Here is a 17,885-nt window from a genome sequence, read left to right on the forward strand (position 1 = left end):
CGCCGTCAGGCGGTTTTTTGGAATTGAAATGCGCACCCATTATTGCGGCCAGTTGAACGCCGGACTTACCGACCAGATCGTCACCCTTTGTGGCTGGGCCCATCGCCGCCGCGACCATGGCGGCGTGATTTTCATCGACCTCAGGGACCGGGAAGGCCTGGCCCAGGTGGTCTGCGACCCGGACCGGGCCGAGATGTTCAGCCGCGCCGAGACCGTGCGCAACGAATTCGTGCTGCGGGTCACCGGCAAGGTGCGCCGCCGCCCCGTTGGCACCGAGAATACCAATCTGGCCTCCGGCGAGATCGAGGTGCTGTGCCATGAGATCGAGATTCTCAACGCCGCCGTGACCCCGCCTTTCCAGTTGGACGAAGAGAACCTCTCCGAGAATGTGCGCCTGACCCACCGGGTCATCGACCTGCGCCGGCCCCAGATGCAGAAGAACCTGATGCTGCGCTACCAGGTAGCCCGAGCCTTCCGCCGTTTCCTCGACGACCAGGGCTTCATCGATGTGGAAACGCCGATGCTGACCAAGAGCACCCCCGAGGGTGCACGGGACTACCTAGTGCCCTCACGGGTCCATCCCGGCCAGTTCTTCGCCCTGCCCCAGTCGCCCCAGCTCTTCAAGCAGTTGCTGATGGTGGCTGGCTACGACCGCTATTACCAGATCACCAAGTGCTTCCGGGACGAGGACCTGCGGGCCGATCGTCAGCCCGAGTTCACCCAGGTGGATATCGAGACCTCCTTCATGAGCGAGCAGAAGATCACTGCCCTGATGGAGGAAATGATCCGCACAGTGTTCAAGGAGACCCTGGACACCGAGCTGCCCAATCCTTTCCCCCGCATCAGCCACGCCGAAGCCATGCGTCGCTTCGGCTCCGACAAGCCCGATCTGCGGGTCACCCTGGAGCTCACCGACGTCACCGACGCCGTGGCCGACGTGGCTTTCAAGGTCTTTTCCGGCCCCGCCACGACCGGCGGCCGTGTCGCGGCCATTCGCGTTCCCGGTGGCAGCAGTCTCTCCCGCAGCGAGATCGACGGCTACACCGAGTTCGTCAAGATCTACGGCGCCAAGGGCCTGGCCTACATCAAGATCAATGACGTCAGCCAGTTGAACGAAACCGGCCTCCAGTCCCCCATCGTCAAGAACCTCCACGAGCGGGCGCTGACGACCATCATGGAGCGCACCGGCGCCCAGAACGGCGACCTGATCTTCTTCGGCGCTGACAAGACCAAGGTGGTGAACGACGCCCTGGGCGCCCTGCGCTTCAAGCTGGGCCACGAGAAGGGCTATCTGAATGGCAAGGCCTGGGAGCCGGTCTGGGTGGTGGACTTCCCCATGTTCGAGTACGACGAGGAAGACAAGCGCTGGACCGCCTGCCACCATCCCTTCACCGCCCCCAAGGATGGCCACGAGGAATTCCTCAAGACCGATCCGGGCCAGTGCCTGGCCAAGGCCTACGACCTGGCCCTGAACGGCTGGGAAATCGGCGGCGGCTCGGTGCGTATCCACAAGGCCGACGTCCAGGCTCGGGTCTTCGAAGCTCTGGCCATCGGCCCCGAGGAACAGCAGGCCAAGTTCGGCTTCCTGCTGGATGCCCTGAAGTACGGCGCCCCGCCCCACGGCGGCCTGGCCTTCGGCCTGGATCGCATCGTCACCATGATGACCGGCGCCGAATCCATCCGCGACGTGATTGCCTTCCCCAAGACCCAGCGCGCCCAGTGCCTGCTCACCGACGCCCCCTCCAGCGTGGACGAGAAGCAGTTGCGGGAGCTTCATGTGCGTCTGCGTCAGAAGGTGGAAACCCAGGTGGAAGTGAGTAAATAGCAGAGAGCCCATCTGTAGGCATTTTCAGAGTTGCAACCTACGAACTAAAAAATCGACTCAGACTATTTCTCTGACGAATGATGCTCGATTCGATCACTATCACCGCTGCAGCAACCCGTGCCGCTTACGCAGCCAGCGGCGCGGCGCGGGTGCTGGTGTTCGGTTCCTATGCGAGAGGCGATGCTGGGGAGGATTCCGATCTGGACCTGATCGTCATCGAACCCCAATTCACAGACAAGGCTGCGGAATACCTGGCGATTCGTAGCGCCATTGGCCGTCTGGGTGTGGGGGTGGATGTGTTGTTGTTCTCGGAAGCAGAGTTCTCCCGCCGTAGTCAGGTACCGGGTACCGTGCCCTATTGGGCCAAGCGGGAAGGCAAGGTACTGTATGAGCGCAGCGCTTGAGGAAGCCATGCGCTTGTTGCGTATGGCAGAACGCGATCAGCGGGCTTTTCTGACCCTGTGCAATGCAGTCGCAGCGGAAGATTTTCCGGTGGCTGCTTTCCATGCCCAGCAGGCCGTGGAGAAATCCTTAAAAGCTGTGCTCTGCCGGCATCAAGTAAGTTTTCGGCGTACCCATGACCTGCTCGAACTGGCGGGGCGAGTTTTGGAAGCTGGCATTTCCCTGCCAGTCAGCGATGAAACCCTGCTACGTATGAGCCCCTATGCGGTGGAGTTTCGTTATGACGATCAGGCACTGCCTCTGATTACTGCGGATGCCGCAGAGAAGGCCGTTGCCAGCTGTGTGGAGTGGTGTCGCCAGCAACTCCGAGAGCAACAGTGAAACCCCTCAAACGTCACATCCTGCGGGCACTGGGGTTCCCGGTCCTTTTCCTTTGGCTGGCAGCAGCCTGCGGCATGTGTCTGGCAGGGGAAGTCTCCCCATTGCCCGGAAATGTCGCCGCTTCTGACCTCCCTCCGGAAGCCCGCCAGACCCTGCGTCTGATCGAGCAGGGCGGCCCCTTTCCCTACCGGCGCGACGGCATCGTCTTCGGCAACCGGGAACACCGTTTACCGGGACGCTCCAGGGGCCACTACCGGGAATACACCGTCCCCACCCCCGGCAGCCGAGACCGGGGTGCCCGGCGTATTGTCGCCGGCCGGGAAGGGGAGCGTTATTACAGTCCCGATCACTACCGCCATTTCCTGAGCATCCGCCCATGAACTACGACAAACTGCTGGGGCAGGTGGCCCGGGCCGGGGTCTATCACCTGCCCGCCGACGGCCGCGAGGCACTGATCCGGGGGGCCGAGGCCAACGGCTGTGTGGTGTTTGCGGTGGACCTGTCCGGCGCCCGGGACAAGGCGGGCCTGCTGGAAACCATCGGCAGGACCATGGCCTTCCCCGAATGGTTCGGCCACAATCTGGATGCCCTGCTGGACTGCCTGGCGGACCTGGGCTGGCGTCCGGGGGAGGGCTATCTGGTGCTGCTGGACCATTGCGACGGCATTCACGGCCGGGCCGAGGCGGACTTCGTCGCCACCCTTCAAGTATTCGAGGCCGCCGCCGCCGAATGGCGGGAGCAGGGCATCGCCTTCTGGTGTTTTGTGGACATGCAGGCCGATGGCCTGGCCTGGCTGCCCCGGGTGCCATGAGCGTCCCGCCTGGAACCGCGCCGCGCCGCATGGCCGCCCAAAGGCGCGGCAGCGTTGCCCACGGAGCCGGCTTTAGCCGGCGAACCACCGTCACCCCCTCCCGCGGGGAGGGGGCCGGGGGGAGGGTACTCCAATTCCCCACGGGGTTCGCCCCGCGAACCCCCTCCCGCGGGGAGGGGGCTGGGGGGAGGGTTCTCCAGTGAGTTTCAAGCGTCCGGTCTCGGTGCTGGTGGTGATCCACACCCCGGACCTGCAAGTGCTGCTGCTGGAACGGGCCGGCCATCCGGGTTTCTGGCAATCCGTCACCGGCAGCCAAGAGGAGGGCGAAGCCCTGCTGGCCACCGCCCGCCGGGAGGTGGTCGAGGAAACCGGAATTGTTGAGGGAGCGCTGCTGGACTGGCGCATCCGCAACCGTTACGAAATCTTCCCCCAGTGGCGCCATCGTTACGCTCCCGGCGTCAGCCACAACGAGGAACACGTATTCAGCCTCTGTGTGCCTGCCGCCGTCCCGGTGGTGATGGCCCCCAGCGAGCACCTGGCCCAGCGCTGGCTGCCCTGGCGGGAAGCCGCGGATGCCTGTTTTTCCTGGAGCAACCGGGACGCGATCCTGATGCTGCCCTTCCTCGCCTCTAATGCGCATGGTTGCCAACCCCCCCCCAGGGATGCTAATGCGCCAAAGTAACGCCGCCCATCCCCGCCCCGGGGCGGGGCTACTCATCGGCTCACTGCGCTCGATGGTCACACTCGGCTCCGGCACAGCTTTTTCACGTTAAGCCCGCGCCGTATAATTTCCTCCACCCCCAAGTTTTCCAGACGCCCATGACCAAGAAAGTGTTCATCCGTACCTTCGGGTGCCAGATGAACGAATACGATTCCGACAAGATGCTGGACGTGCTCGCGGCTGGCGAAGGCACGATCCGTACCGACAATCCCGAGGAAGCCGACATCATCCTGTTCAACACCTGCTCGGTGCGGGAGAAGGCCCAGGAGAAGGTGTTCCACGACCTGGGCCGGGTGCGTCACCTGAAGCAGCAGAAGCCGGATCTGGTGATCGGCGTCGGTGGTTGCGTGGCCAGCCAGGAAGGGGCGGCCATCGTCGCCCGGGCGCCCTATGTGGACCTGGTGTTCGGTCCCCAGACCCTGCACCGCCTGCCCCAGTTGATCGCCGCCCGGCGCGCGAGCGGCAAGTCCCAGGTGGACATTTCCTTCCCCGAGATCGAGAAGTTCGACCACCTGCCCGCCGCCCGGGTGGAGGGCACGTCCGCCTTCGTTTCCATCATGGAAGGCTGCTCCAAGTTCTGCACCTTCTGCATCGTGCCCTACACCCGGGGCGAGGAAGTCTCCCGTCCCATGGCGGACATCCTGGCCGAGGTGGCCAACCTGACCGGTCAGGGCGTTAAGGAAGTGACCCTGCTGGGACAGAACGTGAATGCCTACCGGGGTGCCATGGACGAGGAGGATGGCGACGAGACCGCCGACCTGGCCTTCCTGATCGAGACCATCGCCGAGATGCCGGGTATCGAGCGCATCCGCTACACCACCTCCCATCCCAGGGAAATGAGCCAGCGCCTGATCGACGTCTACGCCCGGGTGCCCAAGCTGGTGTCTCATCTGCATCTGCCGGTGCAGTCCGGTTCCGACCGCATCCTTGCCGCCATGAAGCGGGGCTACACGGCCCTGGAGTACAAGTCCGTCATCAGGAAGCTCAGGGCCGCCCGGCCCGACATTTCCCTCTCATCGGACTTCATCATCGGCTTCCCCGGCGAGACGGAGGAGGACTTCGAGAAAACCATGAAGCTGATCGAGGACGTGGGTTTCGACAGCAGTTTCTTTTTCATCTACAGCCCCCGTCCCGGCACACCGGCGGCGGAAATGGCCGACGAGACACCCGAAGCCGAAAAGACCCGGCGTCTGATTCGCCTGCAACAGCGCATCGAAGCCATGGCGCTGGAAATATCCAAATCCATGGTCGGCACTGTGCAGCGGGTACTGGTGGAAGGTCATGCCAAGAAGGATGCCAACGAACTGGCGGCCCGCACCGACAACAACCGGGTGGTGAATTTTCCCGGCCATCCGCGCCTGATCGGCCAGTTCATCGATCTGACCATCACTGGGGCACTGCCCCACAGTTTGCGGGGCGAACTGCGGACCCGGGAATCATGAGCGCCGCCAAGGCGGTGCAGGTGCTGCTTCAGCCCACGGACAACGCCCGGCTGGCCAATCTCTGCGGCCCCCTGGACGAGAACCTGCGCCAGATCGAAGCCGCCTTCGACGTCACCATCAGTCGTCGCGGCGAACACTTCCGCATTGCCGGCGATCCGGTCCAGGCCCGGCTGGCGGCCCATGCCCTGGAGCATTTCTACGAACTCTGCGCTGAGCCCATCGGTATCGAGGAAATCCAGTTGGGTCTGGTGGAGATCGCCAACCGGGGCCGTCCGCCCCTGCCTCCGGCGGGCCTGATCACCCGTCGCACCGACCTTCACGGCCGTACCCCCCATCAGGTGGATTACCTGCGCCAGATCCAGGAACACGACATCACCTTCGGCATCGGCCCCGCCGGCACCGGCAAGACCTATCTGGCGGTGGCCTGCGCGGTGGATGCCTTCGAACGGGACCTGGTGCAGCGCATCGTGCTGACCCGTCCCGCCGTGGAAGCGGGGGAGCGGCTGGGCTTTCTTCCCGGCGATCTGGCCCAGAAGGTGGACCCCTATCTGCGCCCCCTCTATGACGCCCTCTACGACCTGATGGGCTTCGACAAGGTGGGGCGGCTGTTCGAGAAGGGCCACATCGAGATCGCTCCCCTGGCCTACATGCGGGGGCGCACCCTGAATCATGCCTTCATCATTCTCGACGAGGCCCAGAACACCACGCCGGAGCAGATGAAGATGTTCCTTACCCGCATCGGCATCGGCGCCAAGGCGGTGATCACCGGCGACGTGACCCAGGTGGACCTGCCCCGGGGCCACAAGTCCGGCCTGGTGGAAGCCCGCCGCATCCTCAAGGACGTGCGGGGTCTGGCCTTCACCGACTTCGACGCCTCCGACGTGGTGCGCCATCCCCTGGTGGCGCGCATCGTCGCCGCCTACGAGAAGAGTGTGAGGAACGAGGGGTGATGGGCAAGGGCCCCGCGCTTTCCCTCGCCGTGCAATATGCCTGCGTCGGCGAAGCATTGCCGACCCGCCCCCGGATACGCCGCTGGGTCAAGGCCGCCTGCGAGGGCGCGGCCGAGGTGACCGTGCGTTTCGTCGATGCCGAAGAAGGCCAGAGCCTCAATCGTGACTATCGCGGCAAGGACTACGCCACCAATGTGCTGTCCTTTGTCTATGAGAGCGAGCCGCTCACCCTGGGTGATCTGGTGCTCTGCCTGCCTGTGGTGCTGAAGGAGGCCGCGGCTCAGGGCAAGCCCGTCGAGGCCCACTGCGCCCACCTGATCGTGCATGGTATGCTGCATTTGCAGGGTTATGACCACGAGGGCGATGACGCGCAAGCGCAACGGATGGAGCAGCGCGAACGCGAGATTCTTGCCCGACTGGGCTACCCCGATCCCTATGTTTGAACTCTTTTGTCATGGACCCTTCCAGTAGCCGCCCACGATTTATCGAGCGGCTTTCGGCCCTGCTGCTGCGGGAGCCGGAAGACCGCGAGCAACTCCTAGAAACGCTCCACCGCGCCTTCGAACGCAGCCTGGTCGATGCCGATGCCCTGTCCATGATGGAGGGCGCCTTGGCGGTTTCCGAAACTACCGTGCGCGACATCATGGTGCCCCGCTCCCAGATGGACGTGGTGGATATCAACGATTCCACCGAGAACATCGCCTCCTTCGTGATCGAGGCCACCCACTCCCGTTTTCCCGCCATCGGCGCCAACAAGGACGATGTGGTGGGCATCCTGTTGGCCAAGGACCTGCTGCGCTATTTCGCCGGCCGGGAATTCGACCTGCGCCAGACCCTGCGTCCGGCGGTGTTCATTCCCGAGTCCAAGCGCCTCAACGTGCTGCTGCGGGAATTCCGCGTCAATCACAATCACATGGCCATCGTCGTCGATGAGTATGGCGGCGTGGCCGGCCTGGTCACCATCGAGGACGTGCTGGAACAGATCGTCGGCGACATCGAGGACGAATACGACTTCGATGAGACCGCCGACAACATCGTGCTGGACAATGCCGGCCGCTACCGGGTCAAGGCCATCACCGAGATCGCCGATTTCAACCAGGCCTTCGGTACCACTTTCTCCGACGCCGACTGCGACACCGTCGGCGGCCTGATCATCCAGCACCTGGGACGTCTGCCCAAGCGCAGCGAAACGGTCCTGCTCGACGGCATCAAGTTTCAGGCCCTGCGGGTCGACAGCCGGCGGGTGTACACCCTGCTGGTGGACGCCCAGCGGGACCTGATCCTGGATGCGCCAGGCGATCCCTCAGCGTGAAGGGCCGGACACTGTTCGCCGCCCTCCTGGGCGCTATCACCGTAGCGGGCTTCGCCCCTCTGGAATGGTTTCCCCTGCCGCTCTTGACCCTGGCGGGCCTCTTCGTCCTGTGGCGCCAGGCAGGCTCCGGTCGCCAGGCTGCGCTGCTGGGCCTGGCCTGGGGCCTGGGTTGCTTCCTCACCGGCGTGTCCTGGGTCTATGTCAGCCTTCATGATGTGGGCGGCATGGCGGCGCCCCTGGCGGCCGTGGCCACCCTGGCCTTTTGCGCGGTGCTGGCCCTGTTTCCAGCCCTGGTTGGTTATGGGTACTTCCGGCTGCGGAGCAACCGGCCCCTGCCCGATGCCCTGTTGCTGGCGGGCCTGTGGGCGCTCGGCGAATGGCTGCGGGGCTGGATATTCACCGGCTTCCCCTGGCTTGCCCTGGGCTATTCCCAGACGCCGCCCAGCCCCCTGGCGGGCTTCGCGCCCATCCTCGGGGTCTATGGCATCGGCGGCATCCTGGCCCTGATGGCGGCCCTGCTTGCTGCCTGGTTCGGCCGGCGGGATATCTCGATTTCACCCCGCCCGGTCTTGCTCATACTCCTCGCCTTTCTCGTTGGCGGCAGCCTGCTGCGCCTGGTGTCCTGGAGCCATCCGGTGGGCTCGCCCCTGGAGGTGGCCCTGCTCCAGGGCAACGTGCCCCAGAGCCTCAAATGGAATCCGGAGCAGTTGCCTCTTTCCCTGAAACGTTACGGGGATCTGGCCATCGGCCATCCCGCTCAACTCACCGTGTTGCCGGAGACCGCCATCCCGCTGTTCTTCGATCAGATTCCCGCCGACTATCTGCGAGCCCTGGCAGGACAGGGCGAGCTGTTATTGGGCGCAGCTTTGCGTCAGGCCGACGGGGGCTATGTGAATGGGGCCGTGGCCCTGGGGCCGGACCGTGGCATCCAGACCTATGCCAAGCGCCATCTGGTGCCCTTTGGCGAATATGTGCCACCGGGCTTCGCCTGGTTTTTCCAACTGGTGCGGATTCCCCTCTCCGACTTCAGCGCCGGTCCGGAACGGCAGCCGCCCCTGTCCATCGCCGGCCAGAAAGTGGCGCCCAACATCTGCTACGAGGATCTGTTCGGCGAGGAAATCCTCAAGGCCCTGCCCGAGGCCACGCTGCTGATCAACCTGTCCAATACCGCCTGGTTCGGCGATTCCCTGGCCCAGCCCCAGCATTTGCAGATCGCCCGTCTGCGGGCCCTGGAGACCGCCCGTCCGATGCTGCGCGCCACCAACACCGGCATGACTGCCGCCGTGGCCCCCGATGGCCGGGTGACCCAGGCCTTGCCCGCTTTCCGCAGCGATGCCCTGAGGGTGTCGGTCCAGGGCCATGCCGGCATCACCCCCTACGTGCGCCATGGCAACAAGGCCGCCCTCGGCCTGGCGTTGCTGGCTTGCTGGCCGGCCTGGCGGCTGGGGCGGCGGAGCCGCAAGCCGAAAAGCCCGTGAGAGCCTCCCGGCAAGTGAATTTGCCTGCCGGGAAACGGTCCATCCGGTAGCACTGATAAAATTTGCGCTTCCGCAACGCCCGCACCCCGGAGACTTTCATGCCCCAATACCGTTCCCGCACCTCCACCCACGGCCGCAACATGGCCGGCGCCCGCGCCCTGTGGCGCGCTACCGGCATGAAGGATGGGGACTTCGGCAAGCCCATCATCGCCGTGGTCAATTCCTTCACCCAGTTCGTGCCGGGCCACGTGCATCTGAAGGACCTGGGCCAACTGGTGGCACGGGAGATCGAGGCGGCCGGCGGCATTGCCAAGGAATTCAACACCATCGCCATCGACGACGGTATCGCCATGGGCCACGGCGGCATGCTCTACAGCCTGCCTTCCCGGGACCTGATCGCCGATTCAGTGGAATACATGGCCAACGCCCATTGCGCCGACGCCCTGGTCTGCATTTCCAACTGCGACAAGATCACTCCGGGCATGCTGATGGCCGCCATGCGCCTCAACATCCCCGCCGTGTTCGTCTCCGGCGGCCCCATGGAAGCCGGCAAGGTGAAGTGGCACGGCCAGTACCGCAAGGTGGACCTGATCGACGCCATGATCGAGGCCGCCGACAGCCACAACACGGATGCCGAAGTGAACGACATGGAGCGCTCCGCCTGCCCCACCTGCGGGTCCTGCTCCGGCATGTTCACCGCCAATTCCATGAACTGCCTGACCGAGGCCCTGGGCCTGTCCCTGCCCGGCAACGGTTCCCTGCTGGCCACCCACGCCGACCGCAAGCTGTTGTTCCTCAAGGCGGGCCGCCTGATCGTCGAGCTGTGCAAACGCTGGTACGAACAGGACGACGCCTCGGTGCTGCCCCGCGCCATCGCCAGCTTCCAGGCCTTCGAGAACGCCATGACCCTGGACATTTCCATGGGGGGCTCCACCAACACCGTGCTGCACCTGCTGGCAGCGGCCCGGGAAGCCGGAGTGGACTTCACCATGAAGGACATCGACCGGCTCTCCCGCAAGGTGCCCTGCCTGGCCAAGGTGGCCCCCGCCACCCAGAAGTACCACATGGAGGACGTTCATCGCGCTGGCGGCATCATGGGCATCCTGGGGGAACTGGACCGGGCCGGGCTGATCCACCGGGACTGTCCCACCGTGCTCTATCCCTCCATGGGCGAGGCCCTGGCCTGCTGCGATGTGCAGCAGAATGCCCAGCAGCCGGTGCACGACTTCTACCGTGCCGCACCGGGCGGCGTGCCCACCCAGACCGCCTTCTCCCAGGACCGGCGCTATCCCAGTCTGGACCTGGACCGCAGCGCCGGCTGCATCCGCGACCAGGCCCACGCCTACTCCCAGGATGGTGGTCTGGCGGTGCTCTACGGCAACATCGCCGAGCGGGGCTGCATCGTCAAGACGGCGGGCGTGGATGATTCCATCCTCAAGTTCAGCGGCCGTGCCCGGGTCTTCGAGAGCCAGGACGATGCGGTGGAGGCCATTCTCGCCGACCAGGTGGTGGCCGGCGACGTGGTGGTGATCCGCTACGAGGGACCGAAGGGCGGCCCGGGCATGCAGGAGATGCTCTATCCCACCAGCTATCTGAAGTCCAAGGGCATGGGTAAGGAATGTGCTCTGCTCACCGATGGCCGTTTCTCCGGCGGTACCTCGGGTCTGTCCATCGGCCATGCCTCGCCAGAGGCCGCCGAGGGCGGCGCCATCGGCCTGGTGGAGGAGGGCGATACCATCGAGATCGACATCCCTGGCCGGCGCATCCATCTGGCCGTGGCAGAGGCCGAACTGGTCCGGCGCCGCACCGCCATGGAAGCCCTGGGCGAAAAGGCCTGGCAACCGGTGAACCGCCAGCGCCCGGTTTCGGCGGCTCTCCAGGCCTACGCCGCCATGGCCACCTCGGCCGATACCGGCGCCGTAAGAGACATCAGTCTGCTGAAGCGCTGATCCGGTCGCCCCCGGCATGCGCTCCCGCCCCGTCGCCCCCTTGCTGCGGCTCCTTGCCGCGGTCTGGCTGATCGGCGCGGCGCTGTCGGGCCGGGGCGCGGACGTGGTGCCGCCCCCAGCCGGATCTCGTATCTGCCTGGTCCTCTCCGGCGGCGGCGCCCGGGGCATCGCCCACATCGGCGTGCTCAAGGCCCTGGAGGAGCAGCGCATTCCCATTCATTGCATTGCCGGCACCAGCATGGGGGCAGTCATCGGCGGCCTCTACGGCGCCGGCTACAGCGCTGCGGATCTGGAACGGATTGTCGGGGGGCTGGACTGGGGGCCGTTGTTCGACGACCGTCCGCCCCGGCAGGAACTCTCCCAGCAGCGCAAGGAAGAGGATTTCGATTTCCCCTGGTCCTTTGAAGTGGGCTATGGCAAGGACGGTTTCCGCCTGCCCCGGGGCGCGGTGGGAGGCGTGGGTTTCGAGCGGCTGCTGTCGGACCTGACGGCCCGGGTCTCGGCAGCGCAGGATTTCTCCCAGCTGCCAATTCCATTCCGGGCCGTCGCCACCGACCTGGTGAGAGGCGGGAAGGTGGTGTTCGAGCGGGGCGACCTGGCCCGGGCTTTGCGCGCCAGTATGTCGGTACCGGGGGCCTTCGCCCCCATCGAGGTGGACGGGCGCCTGCTGGGAGACGGCGGCCTGGTGATGAACCTGCCGGTGGACGTGGCCCTGTCCATGGGGGCTGATGTGGTAGTGGCGGTGAACATCGGCACCCCCCTGGCCCCCCGGGAATCCCTTTCCAGCCTGGTGGGCGTCACCCACCAGATGATCAACATCCTCACCGAGCAGAATGTGCGCAACCAGTTGGCGCACCTGACCGAACGGGATGTGCTGATCGCGCCGGAACTCAACAGCATGAGCTTCCTCGACTTTTCCACCGCGCAGAAAGGTATCGCCGCAGGCTACGCCTCAGCCAGCAGTGCGGAGGTACGCCAGAAGCTGGCGACTCTGGCGCTGGACGATGCCGGCTGGCGGGACCATCTGGTCCGACGCAATTTCCCCCGCGCCCTGGAGGGGAAGCTGGCCTTCGTTCGCGTAGAAGGTGCCCGGCACAGCAATTCCGACACCCTGCTGGCCCAGACCAGTACCCGCAGCGGCGATCCGGCCGACCCCGGCCGGCTGGAGCGGGACGCGGCCAGCCTGATGGGGCGGGGTGATTTCGAGCGGGTGGACTATCGCCTGGAACAGGAAGGCGAAAAACTGGGAGCGGTATTCGGTGTCGAGGAAAAAACCTGGGGACCCCATTTCTTCCGCCTGGGCCTTTCCGCCTCCACGGATTTTGCCGGTGATGCCAGCTTCGATCTGCTCCTGGGCCATCGTCTGACCTGGGTCAACCCGTGGGGCGGCGAATGGCGCAACCGGCTCCAATTCGGCCGCACCCGGGGCGTGAGGAGCGAATTCCTGCAACCTCTGGGGCAGGGTGGGCGATTCTTCGTGGCGCCGAAAGTTGAAGTGGAGCGACGTACCCTGGATGTTTTCCAGGGAGAGCACCGGGTCGCCCAGTGGCAGGGGGGGTTCAACCGGGCCGGGGTGGATCTGGGCATGCCCTTCGGTCCCTATGGCGAGGCCCGCCTGGGCTATGCCGTTGGCCGCTTCGTTGCCGACCAGTCCATCGGCAGCCTGATTCCCAGCCATGTGGATTTCGGCGAACGGGGACTGACCGGCAGCGTGGTGCTGGATCAACTGGACAATGCCGCCCTGCCCCGTACCGGCTGGCGCCTGGCGGGAGACTTTTTCAGCGCCCGCCAGGCCCTGGTAGCCTACGACAACTACACCCGCTGGCAACTCAACGGCCTGGCCGTGACCAGCGAAGGCCGCAACACCTGGCAGTTCGGCGCCGAATTCGCCGGCTTCCTGGACCGCAGTCGCATCGGTTACGCCGATTTCCGCCTGGGGGGATTCCAGCGTCTTTCCGGCTATCGGACCGACCAGATCGAGGGCAACTACCTGGCCCTGGGCAAGGCCGTCTATCGGCGGCGCGTGGCGGAAATCACCCCCTTTGGCCGCGCCGCCTACCTGGGAGCATCCCTGGAACTGGGCAATGCCTGGGCCGAGCGCCACCAGATGCGCTGGGCTGGTCTGCGCCATGCCGCCAGCGTCTTCGCGGCCGCCGACACGCCTCTGGGGCCGGCCTATATTGGACTGGGCCTGGCCCAGGGAGGGCACTTCGCGCTCTACCTGTTCCTTGGCCGGCCCTGATCGCCATGCTACGGGAAGGCACCATGCACAGGGAGCCCGGTTCGACATGAGGCAGCCACTGATGCGCCTGATCGCCGGGATCGCCACGATGCTGGCGCTGTTCATGCCGCGGCCGGGATGGGCCGAGGAGTCGCCGCCGTCCGCGTCGATCCGGGTGGTGATGGACGACAATTACCCGCCCTATGCCTTCCGCGACGAGGAGGGCCGTCTTCAGGGCATCCTGCCGGACTTGTGGGCACTGTGGGAAACCCGCAGCCGGATCAAGGTGCGGATCCAGGCCATGGATTGGGCCAAGGCCCAGCAGGTGATGCGGGCGGGAAGGGCTGATGTCATCGACACCATGTTCGAGAACGAGCAGCGTCGGCAGTTCTACGACTTTTCCTCGCCCTACGCCACCATCGAGGTGCCGATCTTTTTCCATCACAGCATCAGCGGCATTGTGGGTCCCGATTCCCTGAAAGGCTTCACCATCGGCGTCAAGGACGGGGATGCCTGCATTGACCGCCTGCTGGAATACGGCATCGTCAATTTCAGACGCTTTCCCAATTACGACACCCTGATCCGTGCTGCCGCCGGCCATGAAGTGCGGGTCATGTGCATCGACAAGCCGCCGGCCCTCTATCTGCTCTACCGCTTCGGTCTGGAAAAGGAGTTTCGTTACTCCAACCCGCTCTACTCGGGGGCTTTTCATCGCGCCGTGCGCAAGGGTAACGGGGGGATGCTGCAACTGGTGGAAGAGGGCTTTGCCCGGATTTCAACGGCGGAGCGCAAGGCCGTGGAGGACAAATGGCTGGGGGCCGCCCTCAGCAGTCACAGCCGGCAGGCATTCACCCGCTATGCGACGGTATTCCTAACCGTGACGGGTCTGCTGGCCCTGATCCTGGTGCTCTGGAACTGGCAATTGCGACGCCGGGTCGCGGTCAAGACCCAGGAACTGACCTGCGCTCTGGCCTCCCTGGGAGAGGCCAAGTCCCAGACGGAACAGACCCGCGACCACCTGGAAGCCACCCTGGAAGCGATTCCCGACCTGCTGTTCGAACTGGATGGGGAAGGTCGCTACCTGGACTATCGTGCACGGGATCCGGGACTGCTGGCAGCGCCGGCGGAGCAGTTGCTGGGCCGTACCGTCAGTGAGATGCTGCCCGGGCCGGCTGCCCAGGTGGTACTCGATGCCTTGCGCGAGGCGGGGGAGACGGGCACCTCCCATGGCGCCCAGTTGTTGCTGCCCCTGGCGGGCGGTGATGCCTGGTTCGAGCTGTCGGTGGCGCGGAAGAAAAGCGCCCCTGGAGAGCGCGGGCGCTACATCGTCCTTTCTCGGGACATCACCGAGCGCAAGCAGGCCGAGGCAGACATCGAGCGCCTGGCCTTTTTCGATTCCCTGACCCAGTTGCCCAACCGCAACCAGCTCCACGAGCGTCTGCGTCAGGCCCTGGCGGCCAGCATGCGACGCGGTGGCCATGGGGCACTACTGTTCATCGATCTGGATGACTTCAAGACCCTCAACGACACACGAGGCCATCGGGCCGGCGACTTGCTGCTGCTGGAGGCGGCCCAGCGACTTCAGTCCTGCGTACGCACCGAGGATTTCGTCGCTCGCCTGGGGGGCGACGAGTTCGTCGTGATGCTGGAAAGTTTGAGTGCCGACGCGGAAGAGGCTGCCCTCCAGGCCGAGACCGTCGGCGAAAAAATCCTGGCCCTGACCCGACTGCCCTACTGGATCGAGCAGCACGAGCAGCACTCCACCGCCAGCCTTGGCATCACCCTGTTCTCTGGCCAGGGCCATACGGCGGACGAATTGCTCAAACGGGCCGACGCCGCCATGTACCGGGCGAAGACCGCGGGCCGCAACACCATGCGTTTTTTCGATCCGGGCCTCCAGGCCAGCTTGGAAGCCCGGACGCTGCTCGAAGCCGCTCTGCGCCGGGCCTTGCCCGAGGGACAGTTGCTGCTGCACTACCAGGCCCAGGTCAATGCGATGGGGCAGGTGGTGGGTGCCGAAGCCCTGCTGCGCTGGCAACATCCGACCCGGGGCATGGTCTCGCCGATGCAGTTCATTTCCCTGGCGGAGGAGAGTGGCCTGATCATTCCCATCGGCGGCTGGGTACTGGAGACCGCCTGTGCCCAGCTCAACCAATGGGAGAAGATGCCGGTCGCCCGGGGACTGAAGCTCTCGGTCAATGTCAGTGCCCGGCAATTCCGCCAGGCGGACTTCGTGCCCCAGGTGAGCGAGATACTCCAGCGCATGGGCACCAATCCGGCCCTGCTCAAGATCGAGCTGACCGAAAGCCTGGTACTGGACGACGTGACAGGCACCATCGAGAAAATGCATGCCCTCAAGGCCATGGGGGTGCGCTGCTCCATGGATGATTTCGGCACTGGCTATTCCTCTCTCTCCTATCTCAAGCGCCTGCCTCTGGACCAGCTCAAGATCGACCGCTCCTTCGTGCGGGACATCGCCACCGACGAGGGCGATGCCGTCATTGTTCAGACCATCATCGGCATGGCTCACAACCTGGGCCTTGACGTCATCGCCGAAGGTGTCGAGACCGAGGCCCAGCAGGAGTTTCTGGTGCGCCATGGCTGCACGGTGTTTCAGGGTTTTCTTTTCAGTCGTCCGCTGCCGGTGGCCGAATTCGAGAGCATGCTGGAGAACAGAACCTCTTCCCGCTGCGGATGACCTAAAAATTCCAGGGTCGTAGTAGGCTTACGGTCTCGACTCATCGCAAGGCCAGGCCCATGCACCAATCCATCCGACCTATATGCCGTATTTCGGCGCTGCTGCTTACCTTCACCGCCCTGTTTGCCATTGCGGCCCGGGCTGACGAGGTCGACAAGCCCCGGACTTTCCGGGTGGAGCGCTTTCAAGTGGAGGGCAACAGCCTCCTGCCCTCCGACGCCATCGCCAGTGTCGTGGCGCCCTTTGGTGGCGGGGCGCGCCAGTTGAGCGATCTGTATGGGGCGGCGGAAGCTCTGCAAACCCTCTATCGAGAGGCCGGCTATCCGGTGGTGCAGGTGGCCCTGCCGGAGCAGAAGCTGGATGATGGCGTGGTGCAGTTGAGGGTCATCGAGGGCCGTTTCAAGGAAATCCAGGTTAACGGTAACAAGGAGTACAGCAGCGAGCAGATTCGCACTTCCCTGCCCAGCCTGAAGGAGGGTACCAGTCCCCAGGTGCGGCAACTGGACCGGGATATTCGCCAGGCCAACGAGAATCCCGGCCGCCGCCTGGCGGTCAATCTCCAGCCTGGCGGTGCTCTGGGGGAGATCAAGGCCCGGGTGGACGTCAGTGACGAGAAGATCGAACGCTATCTCGCCACGCTGGACAATACGGGCACCCGCCAGACAGGTTTCTGGCGCCTGGGCCTGGGCTACCAGCATGCCAACGTGGCCCAGCGCCAGCATGTGTTCAGCTTCCAGTACGTCACTGCGCCGGAGCGCCTGAAGGACGTTCAGGTACTCAGTGCCGGTTACCGCATTCCCCTGCCGGCCCAGGCCAGCAGTCTGGACCTGATGATGGCCTATTCCAATGTCAAGGCGGGGGTGACGCCCACCGTGGTGGGTTCCCTGTTCTTCGCCGGGGAAGGCGCCATCTTCGGCATCAAGCTGACCCGGCGCCTGGAAAGCCTGCCGGAATGGGAACACAAGCTGAGCCTGGGCCTGGACATCAAGGATTTCCGCAACGAATGCGCTCTGGGCGTTTTTGGTGCTGCCGGCTGCGGGGAAGCAGGGGCCAGCATTGCCCTGCACCCGGTCACCGTCGGCTACAGCGGCGGCCTGGTCCAGCCGGCCATGCAAGCCCAGTGGAACCTCAGTTGGAGCCGCAATCTGCCTGGTGGCGGCCGGGGTGGCCGGGAGGATTTCATCACCGCCCGGGCACTTTCCAACCCCCATTTCAGCGTATTGAGGGCCGGTGCTTCCGCTCAGTGGCCACTGATGAGTCAATGGATGCTGCGTCTGGGCGGGCAGTTGCAGGACACACGGGATGCCCTGGTGATGGCGGAACAATTCGGCGTGGGCGGCGCCCAGAGCGTAAGGGGGTATGCCGAACGGGCTGCCAGCAATGACCGGGGCTACTCCATGAATCTGGAGTTCTACACGCCTGACCTGTCCAACTGGCTGAACGTGAGCAATGCCTCGCTACGGGGCCTGCTCTTCCTGGACAGCGGCACCCTGTTCCGCAACCGTCGACTGGCAACGGAAACTGGCGAGACGGCCGGCACCCGGCTCACCAGCGTCGGCATCGGCCTGCGCGCCAGCCTTGGGAAAAACTGGTCCATCGTCTCCGACCTGGGTCATGTGATGGAAACCACCTCCGGCCGAGCACAGGGAGCCCAGCATGTCCATTTCAGCCTCAATGGCACCTTCTGAGGATCGC

The 17,885-nt window shown here is 64.9% G+C and carries 15 protein-coding genes; all 15 read left to right on the forward strand.

The genetic code is table 11. From position 1 onward, the window contains the following. Positions 1–28 precede the first annotated feature (28 nt). Positions 29–1,825 carry an aspartate--tRNA ligase gene (gene aspS / locus DENOEST_RS01435; RefSeq protein ID WP_145771424.1) on the forward strand — a complete coding sequence of 599 codons (1,797 nt, stop codon included), beginning with the start codon at positions 29–31 and terminating at the stop codon, positions 1,823–1,825. 77 nt (positions 1,826–1,902) lie between these two features. Continuing rightward, positions 1,903–2,229 carry a nucleotidyltransferase domain-containing protein gene (locus DENOEST_RS01440; RefSeq protein WP_232096410.1) on the forward strand — a complete coding sequence of 109 codons (327 nt, stop codon included), beginning with the start codon at positions 1,903–1,905 and terminating at the stop codon, positions 2,227–2,229. Beyond that, positions 2,213–2,608 carry a HEPN domain-containing protein gene (locus tag DENOEST_RS01445; protein WP_197970479.1) on the forward strand — a complete coding sequence of 132 codons (396 nt, stop codon included), beginning with the start codon at positions 2,213–2,215 and terminating at the stop codon, positions 2,606–2,608. Before DENOEST_RS01440 ends, DENOEST_RS01445 begins: the two co-directional genes overlap by 17 nt. Then, the gene (locus DENOEST_RS01450; RefSeq protein WP_332068209.1) at positions 2,605–2,988 is read left to right on the forward strand and encodes a ribonuclease domain-containing protein; all 384 of its coding nucleotides are present in this window, start codon (positions 2,605–2,607) and stop codon (positions 2,986–2,988) included. The genes DENOEST_RS01445 and DENOEST_RS01450 overlap by 4 nt, the downstream gene beginning before the upstream one ends. Then, complete coding sequence (locus DENOEST_RS01455) at positions 2,985–3,419, forward strand: barstar family protein (RefSeq protein ID WP_145771425.1); 435 nt, start codon at positions 2,985–2,987, stop codon at positions 3,417–3,419. Before DENOEST_RS01450 ends, DENOEST_RS01455 begins: the two co-directional genes overlap by 4 nt. A gap of 199 nt (positions 3,420–3,618) precedes the next feature. After that, positions 3,619–4,101 (forward strand): dihydroneopterin triphosphate diphosphatase, encoded by a 483-nt coding sequence (gene nudB, locus DENOEST_RS01460; protein WP_145771426.1) that lies wholly within the window; start codon positions 3,619–3,621, stop codon positions 4,099–4,101. 137 nt (positions 4,102–4,238) lie between these two features. Next, positions 4,239–5,582, forward strand: a complete 1,344-nt coding sequence (gene miaB / locus DENOEST_RS01465) for a tRNA (N6-isopentenyl adenosine(37)-C2)-methylthiotransferase MiaB (RefSeq protein WP_145771427.1) — start codon at positions 4,239–4,241, stop codon at positions 5,580–5,582. Continuing rightward, a complete protein-coding gene (locus tag DENOEST_RS01470; RefSeq protein WP_145771428.1) occupies positions 5,579–6,532 on the forward strand; it encodes a PhoH family protein in 954 nt (317 codons plus the stop codon). The genes miaB and DENOEST_RS01470 overlap by 4 nt, the downstream gene beginning before the upstream one ends. Next, positions 6,532–6,975, forward strand: a complete 444-nt coding sequence (gene ybeY / locus DENOEST_RS01475; RefSeq protein ID WP_145771429.1) for an rRNA maturation RNase YbeY — start codon at positions 6,532–6,534, stop codon at positions 6,973–6,975. Before DENOEST_RS01470 ends, ybeY begins: the two co-directional genes overlap by 1 nt. Positions 6,976–6,986: 11 nt before the next feature. Further along, on the forward strand, positions 6,987–7,844 hold the full coding sequence (locus DENOEST_RS01480) for an HlyC/CorC family transporter (RefSeq protein WP_145771430.1): 858 nt from the start codon (positions 6,987–6,989) through the stop codon (positions 7,842–7,844). Continuing rightward, positions 7,841–9,322: an apolipoprotein N-acyltransferase gene (gene lnt, locus DENOEST_RS01485; RefSeq protein WP_145771431.1), complete on the forward strand. Its 1,482-nt coding sequence runs from the start codon at positions 7,841–7,843 to the stop codon at positions 9,320–9,322. Before DENOEST_RS01480 ends, lnt begins: the two co-directional genes overlap by 4 nt. 98 nt (positions 9,323–9,420) lie before the next feature. Continuing rightward, a complete protein-coding gene (gene ilvD, locus DENOEST_RS01490) occupies positions 9,421–11,271 on the forward strand; it encodes a dihydroxy-acid dehydratase (protein ID WP_145771432.1) in 1,851 nt (616 codons plus the stop codon). A gap of 16 nt (positions 11,272–11,287) precedes the next feature. After that, a complete protein-coding gene (locus DENOEST_RS01495) occupies positions 11,288–13,513 on the forward strand; it encodes a patatin-like phospholipase family protein (protein WP_145771433.1) in 2,226 nt (741 codons plus the stop codon). A 46-nt stretch (positions 13,514–13,559) separates the two neighbouring features. After that, a complete protein-coding gene (locus DENOEST_RS01500) occupies positions 13,560–16,190 on the forward strand; it encodes an EAL domain-containing protein (RefSeq protein ID WP_232096411.1) in 2,631 nt (876 codons plus the stop codon). A gap of 59 nt (positions 16,191–16,249) precedes the next feature. Then, positions 16,250–17,878 (forward strand): ShlB/FhaC/HecB family hemolysin secretion/activation protein, encoded by a 1,629-nt coding sequence (locus DENOEST_RS01505; protein ID WP_145771435.1) that lies wholly within the window; start codon positions 16,250–16,252, stop codon positions 17,876–17,878. Positions 17,879–17,885: the final 7 nt, after the last annotated feature.

It is taken from the genome of Denitratisoma oestradiolicum (assembly GCF_902813185.1).
In the GTDB taxonomy this organism is placed as follows: Bacteria; Pseudomonadota; Gammaproteobacteria; order Burkholderiales; family Rhodocyclaceae; genus Denitratisoma; species Denitratisoma oestradiolicum.

What these genes read in the sequence shown, in the direction of transcription:
- miaB (WP_145771427.1), top strand. Translation starts at nt 4,239, where the DNA reads ATGACCAAGAAAGTGTTCATCCGTACCTTCGGGTGCCAGATGAACGAA.
- ybeY (WP_145771429.1), top strand. Translation starts at nt 6,532, where the DNA reads ATGGGCAAGGGCCCCGCGCTTTCCCTCGCCGTGCAATATGCCTGCGTC.
- DENOEST_RS01495 (WP_145771433.1), top strand. Translation starts at nt 11,288, where the DNA reads ATGCGCTCCCGCCCCGTCGCCCCCTTGCTGCGGCTCCTTGCCGCGGTC.
- DENOEST_RS01445 (WP_197970479.1), top strand. Translation starts at nt 2,213, where the DNA reads ATGAGCGCAGCGCTTGAGGAAGCCATGCGCTTGTTGCGTATGGCAGAA.
- DENOEST_RS01455 (WP_145771425.1), top strand. Translation starts at nt 2,985, where the DNA reads ATGAACTACGACAAACTGCTGGGGCAGGTGGCCCGGGCCGGGGTCTAT.
- ilvD (WP_145771432.1), top strand. Translation starts at nt 9,421, where the DNA reads ATGCCCCAATACCGTTCCCGCACCTCCACCCACGGCCGCAACATGGCC.
- DENOEST_RS01480 (WP_145771430.1), top strand. Translation starts at nt 6,987, where the DNA reads ATGGACCCTTCCAGTAGCCGCCCACGATTTATCGAGCGGCTTTCGGCC.
- DENOEST_RS01440 (WP_232096410.1), top strand. Translation starts at nt 1,903, where the DNA reads ATGATGCTCGATTCGATCACTATCACCGCTGCAGCAACCCGTGCCGCT.
- DENOEST_RS01470 (WP_145771428.1), top strand. Translation starts at nt 5,579, where the DNA reads ATGAGCGCCGCCAAGGCGGTGCAGGTGCTGCTTCAGCCCACGGACAAC.
- DENOEST_RS01505 (WP_145771435.1), top strand. Translation starts at nt 16,250, where the DNA reads ATGCACCAATCCATCCGACCTATATGCCGTATTTCGGCGCTGCTGCTT.
- aspS (WP_145771424.1), top strand. Translation starts at nt 29, where the DNA reads ATGCGCACCCATTATTGCGGCCAGTTGAACGCCGGACTTACCGACCAG.
- DENOEST_RS01500 (WP_232096411.1), top strand. Translation starts at nt 13,560, where the DNA reads ATGAGGCAGCCACTGATGCGCCTGATCGCCGGGATCGCCACGATGCTG.